This is a genomic window from Agrobacterium larrymoorei (assembly GCF_030819275.1).
GTDB classification, from domain to species: Bacteria; Pseudomonadota; Alphaproteobacteria; order Rhizobiales; family Rhizobiaceae; genus Agrobacterium; species Agrobacterium larrymoorei_B.
In genome coordinates, this window is the sequence record NZ_JAUTBL010000001.1 from 140765 (window position 1) to 159825 (window position 19061).

Below are 19061 nucleotides of genomic sequence, written 5' to 3' on the forward strand. Positions count from 1 at the left end.
TCTACCTCCCCTTGCGCGCAAGGCGCGGGTTGAGGGCATCGTTCAGCCCTTCACCAACCAGATTAAGCGCCAGAACGGTCAACAGGATCGCAAGGCCCGGAAAGAAGCTTACCCACCAAGCCTGACGGATCACAGTGCGGCCAGCACCAATGATGTAGCCCCAGGACATGATATTGCGATCACCCAGCCCCAGGAAGGACAAGGAACTTTCGATCAGGATTGCGGCCGCCACCATCATCGAGGCAAGCACGATGATCGGCGAGAGCGTGTTCGGCAAAATCTGCCGCCAGATGATCGTCGAATGCGTCTGCCCCGACAGAACGGCCGCTTCGACGAATTCCCGCGAGCGCAGCGACATCACCTCGCCGCGGAGAAGCCTGGCAACCGGCGGCCAGGAAACGACGGCGATGGAGATGACGATCGAATAGATGCTGGGCTGGAAGATAGCGACCAGTACAACTGCCAGCGCGAAACTTGGAACGCTCTGGAAGAACTCTGTGAACCTCATCAGCAGATCGTCCACCCAGCCGCCGAAGTAACCGGCAATCGCTCCGATGGGAATGCCGATCAGCAGAGAGACGACGGTAGAAACAAGACCGACAAGCAACGAAACCCGAGCGCCATGCGCGAGCCCTGCAGCGAGATCGCGCCCCATCGGATCGGTACCGAGCACGAAGGCATCCATCGTGAAAGGGGGAATGAAGGGTCGCTGTACCATCGCCCACGGTGACTTGGTGTACACAAACGGAGCGGCAACCGAAAGAATGACAACCAGAAACAATATAACAAGGCCAACAACGGCACCGCGGTTCTGCGAAAAGCGTTTCCAGAAATCCTTCATGACGTCACCTTAATGCGCGGATCGACGAGGCGATAAAGCACGTCGGTGATGAGGTTAAAGAGCAGGACCATTGCGGCGGAAACGACGAACACGCCGAGCAGCAGATTGTAGTCTCGCTGCGACAATGCGTCGAACATCAGCCGGCCGATGCCCGGCCAGGCGAAAACGGTTTCGATGAGCACAGCCCCGCCGACGAGCTGCCCCGCCTGCAAACCTGCCAGGGTCACGACTGGCAAAAGTGCGTTGCGCAGCACATGGCGGCGCTGGATGATGCCTGGACGCAGACCTTTGGCCTTCGCTGTCTTGACGAAATCGAGCCTGCCGACCTCCAGCATCGAGGCGCGGGTCATGCGGGCATAGACTGCCATGAAAAACAGACCGAGCGTCATGGCAGGCAAAATAAGGTGCTGCAATATGTCCAGCACGCGGTTGAAGCCAGTATAATTGGCTCCGACCGTTTCGTAACCGAAGCCCGGTAGCCAGCCGAGTTCAACGGAGAACAGCAAGACACCCATCAGCGCCAACCAGAACAACGGTGTCGCGTAGAAGATCAGCGCTACCAGCGAAATGATCGTATCGGCCCATTTGCCCTGCCGTGCGGATGCAAAGGCGCCGGCAGCCACACCGAGACCGAGCGAAATCACGAAGGCGGAAAGTGACAGAAGCAGTGTTGCCGGTAGGCGCTCACTGATCAGATGGAGCACCGGCAACTGCTGACGATAGGAGTAACCGAGATCGAGCCGGAGGACGGAGGACACATAAATCCAAAGCTGCACATAAAGCGGCTTGTCGAGACCGAAGCGTTCTCTGAGCTGTTGCAGGAAGGCAGGATCGGCATCGCCCGCTTCCCCCGCCATGACCGAAGCCGGGTCACCGGGCGCGGCATGGATAAGGAAGAAATTGAGCACGGTGATACAGATCAGGATCACGGCTGCCTTTAACAGCCGCCCCGAGATGAATCTCAGCATGAGCATTGCTCCGACTAGATTGTCCGGTCTGAATGTCAGGCGGAGACACAGTCTCCGCCTGATCTCGACTTACTTCTTGATCCAGGCGTCTCGCATGGATACCGGAAGGCCGGATGCCGTCGTTACGATATTCTGGACCTTGCAATTGTAGAGGGTCGGGAAGCCGAGTTCGAGCAGCCAGGCGACAGGCACGTCTTCCTGAAGCTTCTTCTGCACCTGATCGTAAAGCTCCTGGCGCTTGGACGCAGGATAGGCGACAGCTGCTTCTTCAAACAGCTTATCGAGTTCCGGATTCGAATAACCCTCGACGTTGTTGAACGGATTGCCCTTTGCAATCTGAGAGGTCTTGTAGTTGCGATCCACTCCAATTGCCGGATCGCCATTCTGGTAAAGATAGGTGAAGGCGATATCATATTCCCAGTTGGACGTGCGCTGGTTCCAGCCCGCCACATCGGTCGCCTCGATCTCAATCGGAATACCGACCTCCTCGAGGTTTTGCTTCACCGCTTCCGCCCAGCGCTGCCAGGTCTCGCCGTAAGGAAGCGGCAGAAGCTTCAGCGGCTTACCATCGTAACCGGCTTCCTTGAGCAGCGACTTGGCCTTATCGACATTATGCGCGTATTTCGGCTCGACATCCTTGTAAAAGGGAAGTTTTGACGAAAGTGGGCCTGTTGCGACCTTGCCGTAACCGTTCCACAGGACATCCTTGGCAAACTCGCGGTCCAGCGCATACATCACTGCCTGGCGGAATTTGACATTGTCCATCGGCGGCTTGCGGTTGTTCAGCCAGAGCCAGGAAAGGGGCGCGAAATACTCCCAGCCTTTTTCCGTTATGCAACTGTTGGGCAGATCTTTCAGCCGCGGAATGTCGAAATTCTCAACGGAACCGCCCGGCAAGACATCGACTTTTCCGGTCTCGAAAGCCACTGATCGCGATGCGCCGTCCGGAATGACCTGATAGTAGAGCTCATCGAGATAGGGCTTGCCCTTGACGTAATAATCCGGGTTCTTGACAAGATGGATGTAGCTGCCCCGCTTCCATTCATCGAATTTGAACGGACCCGTGCCAATCGGCTTGTCATTGGCTGGATTGGTGGCGTAGTCGGTGCCTTCATAAATATGCTTTGGCAAAATCGGCATCGTGTAGAAAGCCAGACCACGGATGAAGGCCTCGAAAGGTTGCTTCAGCTTGAATACGACGGTCTTGTCGTCCGGCGCGGTAACGCTTTCCACATGAGTCATGAGGTTGCGATGACGCGGCTGCATCTTCATCAGGTAGTCGTTGGCAGAAAACAGCACGTCGGCCGATGTCATCGGCTTGCCGTCATGCCACTTCACGCCGTCCTGTAGCGTGAACGTATAGATCAGACCATCGTCGGAAATGGTCCAGGATTTGGCGAGCGACGGCTCAGGCTTGAGGTTCTCGTCATAGCGCAGCAAGCTCTCATAGATGTTACCGCCGACCAGCAGGGCTGGACCATTCGTGGTGGTCCCGATCATAATGCTTGGCGGTTCAGGCTGAACGATGAGGTTCAGTTTTCCGCCTGGCGCGGCCTGCGCCAAGGCCACCGTTGTTGTCATGCAAAATGCTAGAGATGCAGAAATCAGTCGTCGCATGAAGTTCCCCTTATGGATTTTCGTTTTCTTGCAGACGTCACTTTGCGATTTCATCGCAGCAACAATATACCAATATATCGGTACATCATCTTGACTCTCTGCTTCAGCGCATGTCAAGCACTCCCAGGAATTTTTGCATAAAACTTAAACTCACACCAACTGCGCCTAAAAAACAATCATCTCCAACACAGGATGGCGATATGATGGGCGATGGCTGCGGGCTTAAGAGAGATCGAATAGGAGACTGGGTTTGATGAGCGATGCAGAGACCAAGGGCCCCCACATCGCGCTGATTAGCAGCACACTCGATTTATCGTTTCTGAAAGACATCTTCGCTGCCTCCAAGATGAACGCCCGGGTGAGCATCCATCCAGAGATTGGCTTTAAAGATGCCGACGTGGCGGTGGCGTGGAACCCACCACATGGTCTCTTGGCTGACATGCCTAATCTGAAATTGATTCACAGCATCGCTGCGGGCTTGGACAATATCTTCGCCGATCCGAACCTCCCGTCTGTTCCAGTTTGCCGTGTGGTGGATAACCAGCATGCGCTTGGAATGGCGGAGTATGCCATCTGGTCGGTTCTACTGTTTCATAGACAGATGGACCTCCATATGCAAAATGCCGCGCTCAAGCGCTGGGAACGCCCAGCACAGATAGCGGCGCAGGACTACACGGTTGGAATACTAGGCTTCGGCACGATTGGAAGGACCGTCGGACGCAGTCTCCACGCCCTCAATTACGATGTTCGCGCATGGGCGCGCTCACCAAAGCAGGAGGCCGGGATCGCCACCTATTGCGGAGACGCGGAACTACCGGATTTTCTGTCCGACTGCGACGTCCTGATCTGCCTGCTTCCCCTCACAGATGCCACACGTGGCATCATGAATGCCAGCCTGTTCGCACAGCTTCCAAAGGGCGCTGCCATCATCAACATGGGGCGCGGCGAACACGTCGTGGAGACCGATCTTCTGGCTGCAATCGACAGCGGACACCTCCGCGGCGCGGTGCTCGATGTCTTCGTGAAAGAGCCTCTTTCCGATGACAGCCCATTATGGCACCACCCCCGTATCTTCACGACGCCGCATATCGCGTCCATGCCTGATCCGAAAAACGTCGTAGCGCAGATTTTTGAGAATGCGACACGCATCTTGTCCGGACAGCAACCGCTGAATATGGGCAGCCGTGAAAGCGGTTACTGAGTTGCTGGGGGTGCCAGCATCAGGTTCAGCGTAGACACATCAAAACCTGGTTCCTGCGCGATCAGGCTCGGCTGATCCGCAAACACATACTCGACGACTGCCGCGATATCATCGAGATGCCGCCGCATGAGATTATAGGCCCCATCGGCATCGCCGGACTTGATCGCTTGGTAAATGGCCCGATGTTCTTGTTCGACTTCGTCGAAATAGCCTGATCTCGGAATGGCGTATCGCCTTATGCGATCAAGCTGTCCCGTGGCATTGTGAATGGCCTGCCAGATGTCGGGGAAACCTGCCATCGTGCAGACCAACCGATGAAAATTATTGTCTACGGCGAACGATTGGTCATAATCTTGCCGCTTGGACGCATCGTTCTGCAAGAAGACTAATAAATCGAAATCCCGGTCGTAAACGGCGTTATAAGAATGCGCCGCGATCCGAGCCATCCGTAATTCCAGGCTGGAACGGATGAGATGCCCTTCAATTACGCCTCGGAGTGAGATGGTGTTGACGAAGGTGCCTCCGCTCGGCACGACATTGACCAACCCTTCCTGCGCAAGCCGCAACACGGCCTCCCGCATCGGCGTGCGAGAAATACCGAGCTCGGCGCAGGTTTCCTTCTCGCTGATCGTCGCGCCCGGCTCCATCTTCATCGTGATGATCGCATGGCGAAGGTGGTTATAGGCCATCAGCGCTTTGGGCTGACCGACACCATCGCCGGGGAGGAAGTCGGACTGCCTCAAACGCGTGTTCACCTTAGCCCTCCCCCATCGTGGTTTTCTTATGTTGCTATACCGATATATCGCAGCTCCTTCCCATCGTCTGCAAAAAAATGTCGCGTGCTGACAGGGGATCGGTTCGGCGAACCAGCACCGACAACAACGCAAAACAGGGAAATCAGGCGCAGTGGCTGCTGCTCTACATGGAAAAGTTTGTTGTTGCCAACCAATGAAACCGGCTGATCTCTATGGCAAGACGTAACGACGGAGTCCCTGGTGGATCAAAGGCTCACACATGTTGGCCACCGTTGATATGAATTTCCGCGCCATTGATATATGACGACTGCTCGGTGCAGAGAAAATAAATGGTCCTGGCGACTTCGTCCGTGGTCCCGAGCCGACCAAGTGGCACTTCAGCTTCGACCAGCGCATCCGTGCCAGGGGAAAGGATCGAGGTGGCGATCTCGCCCGGCGCAATCGCATTGGCACGAACACCACGTGGACCGAATTCATGCGCAAGTTCGCGGGTAAGCGCCGCAAGCCCTGCCTTGGATGCGGCATAAGCAACCCCTGCGAAAGGATGCACCCGTGAACCCGCGATCGACGTCACATTCACGATCGATCCCTGCGCAGCCTGGAGTTCCGGTAACAGTGCTCGCGCAAGAAGAGCGGTGGAAACGAGATTGACGTTCAGGATTTTCGTCCAGGTCGCCGCATCGGTTTCGGTCACGCCCAACCGGCTGCCGCCCGGTCCCTTCGGCGAGACACCCGCATTGTTGACCAGTGCCGCCAGCTTGCCATCGGGAAGACGGCTACGGACCGTCTGGACCAGTTCATCAATGCCAGCAAGGTCGGCAAGATCTGCCTGAATATGGCTCTCACGAGCCGATGGCCAACGGCATTCCTCAGAAAATGGCTGCCGCGATACTGTCAATATCCGCCAGCCATGTTCCAAGAACAACTTAACCGTAGCATGCCCAATCCCACGACTGGCACCCGTCAACAGCATATATGGGAAGGAAGCCAAGGACATAACTCCGGTTATCAGCGATGGGGATGAGCCCGATATATCGATATGCTAGCGGTGAAGCAAAGGTTTGCAAGCTATTTCCCAAACGCTGCCGCACCTGATGAGGGCGCTTGCGCCGCGCAAGGCGTCCGTTCCCTTGATAAAGATCGTCCGCTGCCTCAGGCAATACACACACCAATGCTCCAGCTGCGTTTGCTCACGACCGTCGATCCTTATTCTCTTAAAGAGCTCAATACGCCATGGCAGAGTTTGGAGTACAAATCTTGCCCAGCAGATCCAGCCCGCATGCGCTTGGAGCTAATTAACAGTTATTAAAGCAGCAGTTACCTGTTATCGGTATGGTTGAGTCGCCGTTCACCTTCACCACTTCGGCATTCTGCAGGAAAACCAATGACCAACGCCCTCGATTCCGACATCTTCAACCTTGCGCCGATCGCTATGTGGATCGAAGATTTCAGCGGTGTGAAGGCGCTGTTTGATGAGTGGCGAGCAGAAGGTGTCACCGATATCAGGGCGTTCCTGCAAGAGGACCGCAACCGGGTCGTTGCATGTTCAAAGCAGATCCGCATTCTCAGCGTCAACGCTAAGACATTGGAACTGTTCGGGGCGGAAAGCCTCGAAGAGCTGAGAGCCAATACTACCGCAGTCTTCCGCGACGATATGCTGGATACCCACATCAATGAGCTGGCGGCACTGTTCAATGGGGAGCTGTCGTTTTCGAGCACGACGGTTAACTACACGATCGATGGACGCCGTCTCGACATTCAGCTGCGTGGCTCCGTACTTCCGGGCTACGAGGCAACCCTCAGCAGGCTGCTTTTGACAACCGAAGACATTACCGAGCGTGAGAATGCACGTCGCGCTGAGGTTGAACACAGACGTCAGGCAGAAGGTGTCTTCGAGCATTCCCCCGTTTCGCTATGGATCGAAGATTTCAGCCGGATCCGCACGCTGATTGAAGACATCCGCAATCAGGGCATTACAGATTTTCGCACCTTTATGGACGTTCATCCGGAATTTATACGCCAGTGCATGAGTGAGATCCGGGTCATTGACGTTAATCAGGCGACGCTCGATCTATTTTGTGCAAAGAACCGCTCCGATCTATTGCTACGGCTCGGTGAAATCTTCCGTGACGATATGGAAAAGCCATTTCGAGAGCAACTGATGGAGCTTTGGAACGGAAATCTCTTTCACCATCGCGAGGTCGTCAATTATGCACTGGACGGATCTGTCCGCCACATCCTGCTGCACTTCTCGGTGTTTCCCGGTCACGAAGACGATTGGTCGCGGGTGCAGGTGGCGCTTGCCGACATTACAGCGCGCAAAAAGGCCGAGACCTATCTGGAATATCTGGGCAAGCACGACGTTTTGACCAAACTCTATAATCGCGCCTTCTATGCCGACGAGATGAACCGGCTGGAGCGTAAGTCGTTGCGTCCTGTTTCGGCGGTCATCATCGATCTCAACGGCCTGAAAGAAGCCAATGACCAGCTTGGGCACGATGCTGGCGACGGACTGTTGCGCCGCTTCGGCGAAATCCTCAATGGCGCAGTCGCCGCTCCGAACCATGCCTGCCGCATCGGTGGAGATGAATTTGCTATTCTCATGCCTGGCGCAGACGCAAAAGCCGTCGGCACGATGATGGAAACCATCACGGAACTCTTGAGGATCAACAATCAGTTCTATTCGACCCTACCGCTAAGCATGTCATATGGCGCGGCAACCAGCGAGGCAGGCGAAACGATGGAATCACTCGTAAAACGCGCCGACGTGCTGATGTACGAGAATAAGAAAGCGCATTATGCCGCCACTGAGGTCGGCACCGATGTGCAACGAGCGACAACTCGGACACGTTAGAAGCGGGTGAAACCAGGTTTAGAGCTGGGGAGCACGTTTGGTGTTTGAGCTGGAAAGAGCGTCACCCACATCCCCTCCGAGATGAGATACAGGTAGCTTCGTCCTTAGCGCAGCGGAAACACGTTGGAGGTGCGCTTTCTCACCTCCGTGTCGGTCCACTGGCATTGCGGCTTATATCCGGGCGCTGACTGCTTTTTCGATATAGACGTCCCGAAGCCGTCTGCTGACAGGTCCAACGACACCCTCCCCTATCACCTGGCCATCGATGGAAAGAACCGAGGTGACGAAAGACGTGGCCGACGTGATGAAGGCCTCCTGCGCCTCTACCGCCTCTGCGACCGTGAATGGCCGCTCTTCCAGCAAATATCCCGCCTCTTCTGCAAATCCGAGGACCGCCTTGCGCGTAATACCGTGTAGAATGTCGGACGACAGTCCGCGGGTTACGATCTTGCCGTCCGTCGTCACGATGTAAGCATTGGCGGAGGACGCTTCCGTAACGAAGCCATCCTGCACCAGCCAAGCATCATCGGCGCCGGCTTGATAAGCGGCATTTTTTACCATCGAGGGGTAGAGAAGCTGGACGGTCTTGATATCGCGGCGGCCCCAGCGAATATCGGGTAGTGTGATGACCTTGAGGCCACGCTTGGCCAGCGGGCTTTCCAGAACTGGGCGCGCTTGAGTGAACATGACAACGACCGGTGGCGTATCCTTGGACGGGAAATTGAAGTCGCGGTCGGCATTGCCACGCGAAATCTGCATATAGATCAGACCCTCATCGACCTTGTTATCCGCAACCAGCTTGCGATGGATGGCTAGCAGTTCCGGCGCGCTCATCGGTGTCGGCATGTCGAGCGCCTTCAGCGAGCGCGCTAAGCGCGCCATATGGCCATCGAAATCGACGAGCTTGCCGCCAATCACGCAGGTGACTTCATAGATGGCGTCCGCAAAAAGATAACCGCGATCGAAGATCGAAACCTTGCCTTGCGATTCGGGGCAATAGTGTCCGTCGACATAGACGATACGTTCAGGAGAGGTCATGATTGTTCAATTCCCAGAAGAGAAAGCGTTGTGACGGGTGGAGATGGTGAAAACAGGCGTCAATAGCCTCGCCCCATATCGACCGTGGGCGGAAGTATGCCGGCGTTGCGGTAGGTCAGAATATTGGCCGCCACAATCGCCGCTGCCGTTTCTCTGTCGGTGGGGGCAGAGATATGCGGCAGCACGGTGATTGCCGGGTGCTCCCATAAAGGGTTTTCGGCAGGAAGCGGCTCGACATCGAAGACATCGAGAACTGCGTGCTTCAAGGCGCCGGCATTGAGGGCGTCAATCAAATCGGCGGAAACCACGACCGGTCCCCGCGCGAAATTGATAAGGCAAGCGCCTTTCGGCAAGGCCGAAAGCCGGGCGCCGTTGAGAAGTCCTCTTGTCTCTCCGGTCAGTGGGAGAAGGCAGACGAGAATGTCCGAGCGGCTGAGAAGGTGGTTCAGCCCCTTGTCGCCATAGACGGTTTCGACGCCTTTCAGCGATTTTTCCGCCCGGCTCCAGCCCATGACACTGAAACCTGCTTCCTTGAGACGAAGCGCAGAAGCCGTTCCCAAAGCCCCCATCCCCAAAAGGCCGACCCTGACCTCTTCAGGTCGCCGGTACGGAAGCTGCCGCCAGAGGCGCTGTCGCTGAAAATGCGCGTAGGCGGGCATGTCACGAAACAGATAATAGGTCCAGGCGAGCACCGCCTCGGCCATAGTCCGGCTGAGCTCCGGATCGATTAGACGCACGATCGGTAGCCGGCTGTCACCAAGCTCGCCGACGAGGCGTTCGACACCGGCCCATACGCTGTGGATCCATTTCAGCCACGGCAACCGCGCGATGTCCGCGGGATCTGGATTGGCGACGATTGCAATGTCGACCTGTTGCCGCGCCGCTTCATCTACATGCCGGAACGGGATAATCGTTTCATCCGGCATTCGTCGCGACAGCGCGGTAAGCCAAAGCTGCTCCACGTCCTCGGCCATACGCGTCACGAGAGCGATCATCGGACGATTTTCTTTTTGTACCTTAAGCGAGATCATTGGGCGAAGACGCTGTCGAAATCCTTGAAACCCTTGACCTCGATCGGGTTGCCGCTCGGGTCGAAGAAGAACATGGTGCGCTGCTCTCCGGGCTCGCCTTCGAAGCGGACCACAGGCGGGATGTCGAAGACGATACCGGCTTCCTCAAGACGTTTGGAGAGCGCCAGCCAGGCATCGAGCTCCAGAACAACGCCGAGATGCGGCATCATCACCATGTGATTGCCGACCTTGCCGGTGCGCGTCGTCTCGAAAGGTTTGCCGAGATGCATCGAGATCTGGTGGCCGAAGAAATCGAAATCGACCCAGGTTTCGGTGCTGCGACCTTCCTTGCAGCCCAGAACACCGCCGTAGAAACGGCGGGTCTCATCGAGATCGTTGACATGATAAGCGAGATGAAAAAGAGAGCGCATGGCGTTTCCTGTTTTTCTTGATGAGGCGAGGCTTAGCTTGCCGCCCGTGACTGTCTTAGAGCGCGCTGCGTCGATTTGGACGCATAAGGACGCGCTCGCTCTTTGAACCTGTGCATCGTGCTAATCCGAAAATCGATCCCGATTTTCGGGCCGTTGCCGTAGCAGCGCCGCCTTGAGAAAGGCAACGATCAGCGGATGAGGCGCATCGGCCCGCGACGATAGTTCGGGATGACCCTGCATGCCCATGAAAAAGGGATGATCGGCCACCTCTATCGCATCGACGACCGCACCATCCACACCAAGCGCGGCAACCCTTAGACCATGCGCTTCCAGGTCTCCTAGGATATTCGGATTGAGCCTGAAACGGTGATTGCACCGGACGGTCGTATCGGAAAGAACAATATCCGCAAGCCGAGTGCCAGCGACGGTGCGCGTGATCTGATCGCCGCTGCGATGGTCCGGCAGCAGACCGCCACCGGCCTTTTCTTCTCCCGCCATGGCGAGAAATGTTTTGATACCGGCATCGGGATCGGCTTCCGCCAGATTGGCGCCGCGGCGACCGAAGGCTTTCCAGGCAACCGCCGTCGCCATGGTCTGCATACCGAGGCAAAGCCCGACAGCCGGAACAGCATTTTCCAGCGCGAAGGCAGCGACCGCGGTTTGCCCGGGGACATTCTTCATGTCGGATCCACCGGGCAGAAGAACCCCCGCGTAAGGTCGAAGCACCATCTCGGCATCAGCCTCGCCAACATCGACCGGGTCGATAAAGTCGATGGACACAGGGATAGAGAGACTGTCCGCCGCGTCCGCAAGACTGGCGAGCGCCGACGGGTATACGCCGATATGATCGCTCCTGGCGCCGATGAGCGCGATCCTCAATGCTGGGGCGGACGTAGCCTCTGGCTGCGCAAGGGTGATGCGACCGAAGCGATCCCGCCAGGCGAGAACCGCCCCTGTGTCCCGGTTGAGAAAACGGTCGCCGTGATCATCAACGCTCACCACTCCGGTTGCGCGGACTGCAAGAGCCGACACCGCCTCCGCATCGGCCATGAAAGCCCGATGAACGGGTACGACGATGTCATCGATACGGGCCGCATCGAAGATCGCCTCTATTGTTGCCGGTGGGGCGACGGGCTGTCCCGATAGCCGCTCGAACCAATAAAGCCCGCTTGCGGCCAGCCCGCCCTTGGCAACCGCATGCTGCTTCGCATCGGCATGACGCGACGTATCGAAACGGGCGTCGAGATGCATGAACCGATGGTTCTCACGGACCGCTACCGCTGCGGCAACGGCTCCGTAAAGCGCCGGGCTGTCGGTGTCATGATGAACGAGGATAAGGCCCATCGTCAGCTCCGTTCGATCCGTGTTTCAGACGATCAAAAGACTGCGGTCGATCGTGCCGAGGGCGCGATAACCGGTCTCTGTTATGACAATCGTTTCACTTACGCCGACCGTGAAGCGACCGTAGATGCGCAACGCCGGCGGCAGGTGGAAGGTCATACCCGGTTGCAGCTCGGTCTTCACGCCCGCATTGAGGCTGAGGATGGCGCCCTCGCCCCAATCCGGCGCAAAGGAAATTCCAACGCTGTAGCCGAGGCGCTTCTTGAAGTTTTCGGTATAGCCGGCGCGATCAATCACCTTCTGACAGGCAATATGCGGCACTTCGCACGCTTCACCCGGACGAATGGCGTCGAGAGAGACTTGCAGCGCCTCCTGGCAGACCTTCATCATGTCGGCCGCTTCCTTCGGCGGCTCCCCGATCCAGGCCGAGCGCATCAGGGCGGCGTGGTATCGATCGTGACACGCCGCCATTTCGAGAAACGCCGGATCGCCCGCAGCAATGGCGCGACGGCGCCAGGTGCCGTGCGGCACGCCTGTGCGCGGGCCAACAGAGACAAGCGGCTCCATGCCGAGATATTCGGAACCGGCGGCGATGGCTGAACCCATCATCGCGGCCACGAGGTCGTTCTCGGTGGCGCCGACACGAATGGTGGCGAGGCCGGCGCGCATGCCCGCATCGACATAGGCGGCAGCCTTCTCAAGCTTCTCCACTTCAAGCGGCGACTTGATGGCCCGGAACGTTTCGATAACGCCGGCTCCATCGCCGATGGTGCCGAGCCGAGCCTGTAACGCCTCGTAAACGGCAATAGGCAGGAACCAGCCGCGCTTGTCGATGGCGATGCGCCTGGAGGCCAGTCCCCGGCTTTCGATCAGCTTGACCAGCAGCCCGATCGGATCCTCACCGTCCTGATAGACGACGGCATCGGAGATGAAGGTGTTGGCGATGAAGTTGAAATATTCGAGTTGGCGGATCAGGAATACCGGATCGCCGTCCGCTGGCAGGATCAGCGCCTGAAAAGTGTAATAGCCCGGTGTCTGCTGGCCGGTCAGATAAAAGATGTTCTCCGGGCCGGTCACGACCAGCGCGTCGAGGCCCGCTGCAGCAAGTCCTTCGCGGGCGAGAGCCTGTCGGCGCGCATATTCTTCCTTCGGGAAGGCGGATTCCTGTCCCTGGATGATATCGCTGGGAATGGTCATGCTTCAAACTCCTTGACGAGATGCGCCTTCGACGCATCGAATTCCAAACCGAAACCGCTCGTGGCAGGCCCTTCGACACCGCCATCCCTGTAGAGAAGCCCGCTTGCCGCGTCGTTTTCGAGACCGTCGGCTCCGTAGAGTTCGGCAAAGCGGGGGCCGACCGCGCAGCTCAGATGAAGTGCGGCCGCCGTTGCGACCGCGCCTTCGTTCATCTGTCCGACCATGAAGGGAATATTGGCACCCGAAAGCCGCTTGGCGGCGGCATGGGTTGCTGCGATGCCACCCAGTTTGACGAGCTTCAGATGCGCCCAGAGAAGCCCCTTTGCAGATATGATCTCATCAATATCGGCGGCGGAGGCTACACTTTCGTCGAGCATCAGCGGCAGTGGGCTCGTCTCCGCCAGCCGTTTCAGCATGTCCCAATCTCCGGCAGCGACCGGCTGCTCGACATAGGCAAGCCTGAAGCGGGCGAGCGACCGCAAATTCTCAGGCCGCTTCTGCTTCGCTCCACGAGCCGTTGGCATCGATAGCAAGTTTGACGGTATCGCCGAAACGGTCACGCAGGGCTGCTATGCGCGCAATATCCTCGGCAAAATCGCCACCACCGACACGCACTTTCAGGTCGCAGAAACCGCGTGCCACGTAGGTCTCGGCCTGGGCCAGAAACCGGTCGGTTGAGGATATGAACAGGGTCTGGTTGGTAGAGTGCCTTACCATCGGCAAAGCCTTGCCGCCCAACATGGCGGAGACCGTCACACCCTGCTTGCGAGCGACGAGATCGTGAAGCGCGCTGTCGATCAACATCCGAACTGGCGGGATGACATCGCCCCGACCGGCCAACTCGCTCTGCACTGCACCGGGTTCCATCGACCAGTCCAGACCGTTCAGGACGTCCAACGTCCTCCGAAGGCAGGTTTCCGGCTCGATACCGTTCAGATATGCAATATTGATGCGGACTTCGCCTGTCCCGGCATGCCCACCATGTTCCAGCCTCAGATAGAGCGTATCGAGCCCGCTGACCGGACCGGAGGACGCGGTATGCAGGAGAAGCCCGCCGCCATATCGAAGCATGGCTCTGGAGAGGGACGCTCTCATGGGGCCGGCCGCAGCATCGTTCTGGCCACGTCGCGGTAGATGACGCTACAGGTGATGAATTCATCCACCGGCACGAATTCATCCGCCTTATGGGCGACGGACAGGCTGCCGGGGCCGATCACCGTTCCTTGTGCACCAAGCGAACGGAAATGCACCAGATCGCAGCCGCCCTGAAAACCGAATGGGCCGGGATCGACAGTGCCGTTCTCCTTACAGGCCTTGAGGCTTGCCAGGACGACGGGATGATCGGGCGCGGTTTCAGTGGCACTGCCGGTCGTGGCCTTGTAGTCGATGATCTCCGCCTTCACGCCGAAACGATCATACGCATCCTTCAGCAAAGCAGCCAGTTCCTGCTTGACGACCTCTTCGTCCTCGCCTGGCACCATTCGGCGGTCAAGCAGCAGGTCGCAGGCACCCGGAAGGACGTTATCCGCATGGCCGCCGGTGATGCGCGTCACCGTCAGGCTTGCCGCGCCGACCAGGGGATGGGTCCGCTTGCGCACGACGTCGTTGTGATAGGTTTCGATGAGTGTCAGAAGCTGGCCCGCGCGATAGATGGCGTTGTCGCCGAGATGTGGCGTACCGGAATGTGCCGTGACACCCTGCACGCGCACCACGGGCCTGAGACTGCCCTTATGCGCCGAATAGGTCGTATTGGAGGTTGGTTCGCCCACCACCGCGAAATCGATATTTGGCTTTGTCGAGGCGTAGTATTTGGCGCCTTCGCTGGCAATTTCCTCGTCGCCGACGAAGACACCGAGCAGCGTGCCAGACCATGTCGCGCGGTCTGCGGCAAGCATCCGCATTGCCTCGATCATGGCGATCAGTGGCCCCTTGCAGTCGCAGGTACCACGACCGAAGAGCTTGCCGTCCGCCTCCCGAAGCGTAAAGGCATCGGAGGTCCAGCCGTCGCCTGCAGGCACGGTGTCCATATGGGTATTGAAGGCAAAGACGGGGCCGGTACCGTTTTCCAGCCTGGCTTCGACATTGAAGCGTCCCGGCTTGTATTCGGTCAGCGAGACCGAGAAGCCTTCTTCTTTCAGCAGGCGCTCGACGTAAACAGCAACCTCACCTTCACCGCCTGGCGGGTTCTCGCTGCGAATGGCGATGATTTCCGCAAGTTCGCGTTTCATCCGGGCGGCGTCTGGCATATGAGTCATGATCGGATTTCACCTAGTGCAATATCTGGTCGAGGAAGCGTGTCGCCCGTTCGTTGACGGCGCCTCCGAAGAAAGAATCGCGAGACGCATTTTCCACCACCTCGCCATCTTCCATGAAGATGATCTGATCGGCGGCGCGCTTGGCGAAGCCCATTTCATGGGTCACGACGATGCTGGTCATGCCTTCGCTGCTGAGATCGGCCATGACGTCCAGCACTTCGCGGATCATCTCGGGGTCCAGAGCCGACGTCGGCTCGTCGTAGAGCATCAGCTTCGGCTTCATGGCAAGCGCGCGGGCAATGGCGACCCGTTGCTGCTGCCCGCCCGAAAGTTCGTCCGCAAAAAAATCGGCCCTTTCGGGAATACGCACCTTGCGGAGCAAATCCATGGCTATGTCGTGGGCGTCGCTCCGGCTCATGCCGAGCACCTTCATTGGTGCGAGCATGATGTTTTCGATGGCGGTAAGATGCTGGAAGAGCTCGAAATTCTGGAAAACCATACCGATCTGACGGCGGACTTCCGTGGCGCGGCGCAACTCACGGGCGATGTCGTTACCTTCGAAGAAGATATTGCCGTCATCGGCTGGCTCAAGCAGGTTGATGCAGCGCAGCAAGGTCGATTTGCCAGACCCGGACGGGCCGATAATCACCATGGTCTCGCCGCCGTGGACGTTCAGGCTGCACGCCTTCAAGATCTGAAGGTCACCGAAACTCTTGTTGATCCCCATGACTTCGAGGAGCGGCTGGCGTGCGGTGGCTTTGGTAACGTGCTCTTTCATCGGGCCTCTGCCTTTTCGGTAAGCGCAGTCAGGCGCGCCATCAAGGAAACGGGAGGACGCTTATCCCGTCGGCGCTTTCGGTCGAGCGCCCGCTCAAGGAGAAATTGGCCGCCCATGAAAATCGTGGTGAGCGCCAGATAGTAGATGCCGGCCGCCGTCAGCGCCTCGAAGTATTTGAAGTTGGAACTTGCGGTCTGGTTTGCGACCAGAAGCAGTTCTTCCACCGCCACCACCGATACCAGCGCGCTCGTCTTCAGCATGCCGATCATCTGGTTTCCTGTCGGCGGCAGGACGATGCGGGCGGCCTGGGGAATGACGATGTAACGCATCACGGCAAACCGGCTCATGCCAAGCGCAAGGCCAGCCGTCCGTTGGCCTTTCTTGACCGCCTGAAGACCGGAACGAATGATCTCCGCCATATAGGCGCCCTCGTTCAGCGACAATGCGATCACGGCGCTGGCGAAGGCGGACAGCATGATGCCGAAGGTCGGCAGTACGTTGTAAATGAAGATGATCTGGAACAGCACCGGGGTGCCACGGAAAAGCCAGAGATACAAAAGCGTGACAATCTGTAACGCCTTTACGCGCGATTCCTGCAACAGAGCCACCACGAGACCGGCGATCATTCCGAAAAATAGCGAGATGACCGTTATGATCAGCGTCAGTAACGCGCCGTGGAAGAAAGCGGGTGAAAAGACATAGTCAAAGACCAGATCAAGCGACATCCCGCTCTCCTTTTTTCTTTGTTATGGGGCGGTCAGTTGAAGATCGACACCGATGCCGGCAGCTTCCATTTTTCGATCAGCGTCTTGTAGGTGCCGTCGGCGACGACCTCCTGCAGCGCGTCCTTGATCGCCTTTTGAACAGCCGTATCACCCTTCCGGGTCGCCATGCCGATATTGGTATTCGATTCGAATTCTTCTCCGGCAACCTCGTAAACGCCGGGCGTTTCGGTCTGCAAGACGACCGCGCCGGGGGTCGAGTCGAACTCGGCATCGGCACGTCCCTGCCGCAGCGCAAGTGCGGAGTCCTGCCCTGTCGGGAACGTCAGAACCTTGACCGCGGCAAGACCCTTGCCCTTGCAGCGCGCATCGTCGGCACGCGCCTGGCTCTCTTCAATTCCACCAAGTGTCACGGCAATCGTTTTGCCGCAGAGGCTGTCGTCACGACCGGTGATCTTGGACGGATTGCCCGCACGCACGACAACCTGATTACCTACCTTGAGATAGGGAATGAAATCGACCTGCTCGGATCTCTTCGGGTTAATATACATGGCAGAGTTGATGATATCGATACGACCGGCCAAGAGTGCCGGGATCAGACCCTGAAAGTCCATGCTCATCGGCTTTGTTTCAGCCTTCAGCTTCTTGGCAATAGCGGAAATCAGATCGATGTCGAAACCGGTCAGCTGACCATCCTTCTGAAATTCGAACGGAGCAAACGTCGCGGCGACGCCATATGTGAGGGTTCCCTTTTCCACCAATCCGGCGGACGGCAACTCAGCGGCAGACGCCGAGGCGACAGCGGCAAGCGACAGCATCGATGTAGCGAAAATGGTCTTGAGCATGCGAGTCCCCTTAGTTATTGTTAAGTCAGATTGCATTTTCTTTTAACAACAATACAATTTAAAAAATTTCGGAGTCAAGCGAGAAAGTGAAATATTGAGCAATGCGTATGTATGCTCATTTTTTGATCTTATTGATGAATTTCGCTCCATATTCGATTTTTTCGATCTTAAATTGAGTTTGAATGCCGGATTGACCGCACTTCGACCGTTGAGCGGATAGACTTTTGTCGATGAACGGCTATTAGTCAGGATGCAACTATCAGCTTTACGATTGTACGATGTCAGAAAACGATACAAAAACTTCGAGTGCGGTGACAACGAATGCCCAGCAGAGTAGGCACCGCCTTGCCAATCAGATCCTTGACCTCATTCGCGACGCGAGATTTGAGATCGGACATCATCTGCGCGAACAGCAACTGAGCGACATGCTCGGCGTATCCCGCACGCCCGTCAGAGCTGCCCTCACCTTGCTCGCGGAGCGTGGCATTGTAGAAGCGCGCAAAAATCAAGGTTTTTTCCTCAAGGCCCAGCATCTGACACTTCACCGCACAGAACTGGAGGTACCGGTCACGGCGGGCGAGGATCTTTATGCCCGCATCGTGGAGGACCGGCTGTCCGGCATTCTGGGTGACAGCGTCACCCAGGCAGAACTGACACGGCGCTACAAAGTCGATCGGACTCTTCTGCTGCGCACCTTGACGCATATGGTCAATGACGGCTTGCTTTCGCGCAACAGCGGTCGCGGCTGGACGTTCCGCCCAACCCTCGATTCACAAGTGGCCCTGCGCGATAGTTATGATTACCGCAGCACTCTGGAACCGGCCGGGCTGCTTTTGGGAAGTTTCAAGTTCGACGCCGGATTGCTCGAACGGTCGCGCCTGGAGCACATCTACCTCGAGGGTCATCCCAACATCGCGGCCGTCGATCCCCGCCTCCTGTTTGACACGGACGCGCAGTTTCATGAAATGATTGCGGGCTTCAGCGGCAATATTTTCTTTCTTCAAGCCATCCAACAGCAGAACCGATTAAGGCGTCTTTTGGAGTTCGGCGGCTATTCCAACCGCCGCCGTGTGCGGGATTGGTGCCGCGAACATCTCAACATCATAGCCGCAATATTCGAAGGCGACACCATCAAGGCATCGGAACTGATGACGAAACATTTAAACGCCGCGAGAGCTGCGGCTCGACATTACCCAAAACCGAATTAG

General features: G+C 57.3%; 19 protein-coding genes. 3 read left to right on the forward strand and 16 right to left on the reverse strand.

Annotated features, from left to right (window positions below):
- Nucleotide 1 precedes the first annotated feature (1 nt).
- The 3 genes from QE408_RS00635 to QE408_RS00645 form a co-directional block, all read right to left on the reverse strand.
- Complete coding sequence (locus QE408_RS00635; RefSeq protein WP_306927626.1) at nt 2-841, reverse strand: ABC transporter permease; 840 nt, start codon at nt 839-841, stop codon at nt 2-4.
- On the reverse strand, nt 838-1809 hold the full coding sequence (locus tag QE408_RS00640; protein ID WP_306927628.1) for an ABC transporter permease: 972 nt from the start codon (nt 1807-1809) through the stop codon (nt 838-840). The genes QE408_RS00635 and QE408_RS00640 overlap by 4 nt, the downstream gene beginning before the upstream one ends.
- Before the next feature lie 69 nt (nt 1810-1878).
- Entirely contained in the window at nt 1879-3390 is a 1512-nt protein-coding gene (locus QE408_RS00645; protein ID WP_306927629.1) for an ABC transporter substrate-binding protein, read from the reverse strand.
- A gap of 289 nt (nt 3391-3679) precedes the next feature.
- Between QE408_RS00645 and QE408_RS00650 the strand changes: the two genes are divergently transcribed.
- Complete coding sequence (locus tag QE408_RS00650) at nt 3680-4627, forward strand: 2-hydroxyacid dehydrogenase (protein WP_306927631.1); 948 nt, start codon at nt 3680-3682, stop codon at nt 4625-4627.
- Here the strand turns inward: QE408_RS00650 and QE408_RS00655 are convergent.
- Nucleotides 4621-5382, reverse strand: a complete 762-nt coding sequence (locus QE408_RS00655) for a GntR family transcriptional regulator (protein ID WP_306927633.1) — start codon at nt 5380-5382, stop codon at nt 4621-4623. The two genes, QE408_RS00650 and QE408_RS00655, sit on opposite strands and share 7 nt — an antisense overlap.
- Before the next feature lie 253 nt (nt 5383-5635).
- A complete protein-coding gene (locus QE408_RS00660; protein ID WP_306930137.1) occupies nt 5636-6355 on the reverse strand; it encodes an SDR family NAD(P)-dependent oxidoreductase in 720 nt (239 codons plus the stop codon).
- A gap of 411 nt (nt 6356-6766) precedes the next feature.
- Here QE408_RS00660 and QE408_RS00665 point away from each other — a divergent pair, with 411 nt between their 5' ends.
- Nucleotides 6767-8236 carry a sensor domain-containing diguanylate cyclase gene (locus QE408_RS00665; RefSeq protein ID WP_306927635.1) on the forward strand — a complete coding sequence of 490 codons (1470 nt, stop codon included), beginning with the start codon at nt 6767-6769 and terminating at the stop codon, nt 8234-8236.
- A gap of 171 nt (nt 8237-8407) precedes the next feature.
- Here the strand turns inward: QE408_RS00665 and QE408_RS00670 are convergent, their stop codons facing one another.
- The 11 genes from QE408_RS00670 to QE408_RS00720 all read right to left on the reverse strand — a co-directional run bounded on the left by QE408_RS00670 (nt 8408) and on the right by QE408_RS00720 (nt 17853).
- Nucleotides 8408-9274 (reverse strand): D-amino-acid transaminase, encoded by an 867-nt coding sequence (locus QE408_RS00670; protein ID WP_306927637.1) that lies wholly within the window; start codon nt 9272-9274, stop codon nt 8408-8410.
- Between the two features lie 59 nt (nt 9275-9333).
- Nucleotides 9334-10269, reverse strand: coding sequence for a 2-hydroxyacid dehydrogenase (locus QE408_RS00675; RefSeq protein ID WP_306927639.1), 936 nt, complete (start codon nt 10267-10269; stop codon nt 9334-9336).
- Between the two features lie 32 nt (nt 10270-10301).
- Nucleotides 10302-10715 carry a VOC family protein gene (locus QE408_RS00680; protein WP_306927640.1) on the reverse strand — a complete coding sequence of 138 codons (414 nt, stop codon included), beginning with the start codon at nt 10713-10715 and terminating at the stop codon, nt 10302-10304.
- Nucleotides 10716-10835: 120 nt separating this feature from the next.
- Complete coding sequence (locus QE408_RS00685) at nt 10836-12059, reverse strand: glutamine amidotransferase-related protein (protein ID WP_306927642.1); 1224 nt, start codon at nt 12057-12059, stop codon at nt 10836-10838.
- Between the two features lie 24 nt (nt 12060-12083).
- A complete protein-coding gene (locus tag QE408_RS00690; RefSeq protein WP_306927644.1) occupies nt 12084-13253 on the reverse strand; it encodes a M24 family metallopeptidase in 1170 nt (389 codons plus the stop codon).
- The gene (locus QE408_RS00695; RefSeq protein WP_306927646.1) at nt 13250-13735 is read right to left on the reverse strand and encodes an enolase C-terminal domain-like protein; all 486 of its coding nucleotides are present in this window, start codon (nt 13733-13735) and stop codon (nt 13250-13252) included. Before QE408_RS00695 ends, QE408_RS00690 begins: the two co-directional genes overlap by 4 nt.
- A gap of 4 nt (nt 13736-13739) precedes the next feature.
- Nucleotides 13740-14348 (reverse strand): mandelate racemase/muconate lactonizing enzyme family protein, encoded by a 609-nt coding sequence (locus QE408_RS00700; protein WP_306927648.1) that lies wholly within the window; start codon nt 14346-14348, stop codon nt 13740-13742.
- Nucleotides 14345-15508: a M20 family metallopeptidase gene (locus QE408_RS00705; protein ID WP_306927650.1), complete on the reverse strand. Its 1164-nt coding sequence runs from the start codon at nt 15506-15508 to the stop codon at nt 14345-14347. The genes QE408_RS00700 and QE408_RS00705 overlap by 4 nt, the downstream gene beginning before the upstream one ends.
- Nucleotides 15509-15521: 13 nt before the next feature.
- Nucleotides 15522-16286: an amino acid ABC transporter ATP-binding protein gene (locus QE408_RS00710; protein WP_112956784.1), complete on the reverse strand. Its 765-nt coding sequence runs from the start codon at nt 16284-16286 to the stop codon at nt 15522-15524.
- Nucleotides 16283-17011 (reverse strand): amino acid ABC transporter permease, encoded by a 729-nt coding sequence (locus QE408_RS00715; protein WP_306927654.1) that lies wholly within the window; start codon nt 17009-17011, stop codon nt 16283-16285. The genes QE408_RS00710 and QE408_RS00715 overlap by 4 nt, the downstream gene beginning before the upstream one ends.
- A gap of 32 nt (nt 17012-17043) precedes the next feature.
- Complete coding sequence (locus tag QE408_RS00720) at nt 17044-17853, reverse strand: ABC transporter substrate-binding protein (RefSeq protein ID WP_306927657.1); 810 nt, start codon at nt 17851-17853, stop codon at nt 17044-17046.
- Between the two features lie 278 nt (nt 17854-18131).
- Here QE408_RS00720 and QE408_RS00725 point away from each other — a divergent pair, with 278 nt between their 5' ends.
- Entirely contained in the window at nt 18132-19061 is a 930-nt protein-coding gene (locus tag QE408_RS00725; protein ID WP_306927660.1) for a GntR family transcriptional regulator, read from the forward strand.

What these genes read in the sequence shown, in the direction of transcription:
- QE408_RS00635 (WP_306927626.1), bottom strand. Translation starts at nt 841, where the DNA reads ATGAAGGATTTCTGGAAACGCTTTTCGCAGAACCGCGGTGCCGTTGTT.
- QE408_RS00715 (WP_306927654.1), bottom strand. Translation starts at nt 17,011, where the DNA reads ATGTCGCTTGATCTGGTCTTTGACTATGTCTTTTCACCCGCTTTCTTC.
- QE408_RS00660 (WP_306930137.1), bottom strand. Translation starts at nt 6,355, where the DNA reads ATGCTGTTGACGGGTGCCAGTCGTGGGATTGGGCATGCTACGGTTAAG.
- QE408_RS00640 (WP_306927628.1), bottom strand. Translation starts at nt 1,809, where the DNA reads ATGCTGAGATTCATCTCGGGGCGGCTGTTAAAGGCAGCCGTGATCCTG.
- QE408_RS00705 (WP_306927650.1), bottom strand. Translation starts at nt 15,508, where the DNA reads ATGACTCATATGCCAGACGCCGCCCGGATGAAACGCGAACTTGCGGAA.
- QE408_RS00645 (WP_306927629.1), bottom strand. Translation starts at nt 3,390, where the DNA reads ATGACAACAACGGTGGCCTTGGCGCAGGCCGCGCCAGGCGGAAAACTG.
- QE408_RS00650 (WP_306927631.1), top strand. Translation starts at nt 3,680, where the DNA reads ATGAGCGATGCAGAGACCAAGGGCCCCCACATCGCGCTGATTAGCAGC.
- QE408_RS00665 (WP_306927635.1), top strand. Translation starts at nt 6,767, where the DNA reads ATGACCAACGCCCTCGATTCCGACATCTTCAACCTTGCGCCGATCGCT.
- QE408_RS00725 (WP_306927660.1), top strand. Translation starts at nt 18,132, where the DNA reads ATGTCAGAAAACGATACAAAAACTTCGAGTGCGGTGACAACGAATGCC.
- QE408_RS00710 (WP_112956784.1), bottom strand. Translation starts at nt 16,286, where the DNA reads ATGAAAGAGCACGTTACCAAAGCCACCGCACGCCAGCCGCTCCTCGAA.
- QE408_RS00690 (WP_306927644.1), bottom strand. Translation starts at nt 13,253, where the DNA reads ATGACCATTCCCAGCGATATCATCCAGGGACAGGAATCCGCCTTCCCG.
- QE408_RS00720 (WP_306927657.1), bottom strand. Translation starts at nt 17,853, where the DNA reads ATGCTCAAGACCATTTTCGCTACATCGATGCTGTCGCTTGCCGCTGTC.
- QE408_RS00670 (WP_306927637.1), bottom strand. Translation starts at nt 9,274, where the DNA reads ATGACCTCTCCTGAACGTATCGTCTATGTCGACGGACACTATTGCCCC.
- QE408_RS00700 (WP_306927648.1), bottom strand. Translation starts at nt 14,348, where the DNA reads ATGAGAGCGTCCCTCTCCAGAGCCATGCTTCGATATGGCGGCGGGCTT.
- QE408_RS00675 (WP_306927639.1), bottom strand. Translation starts at nt 10,269, where the DNA reads ATGATCGCTCTCGTGACGCGTATGGCCGAGGACGTGGAGCAGCTTTGG.
- QE408_RS00680 (WP_306927640.1), bottom strand. Translation starts at nt 10,715, where the DNA reads ATGCGCTCTCTTTTTCATCTCGCTTATCATGTCAACGATCTCGATGAG.
- QE408_RS00685 (WP_306927642.1), bottom strand. Translation starts at nt 12,059, where the DNA reads ATGGGCCTTATCCTCGTTCATCATGACACCGACAGCCCGGCGCTTTAC.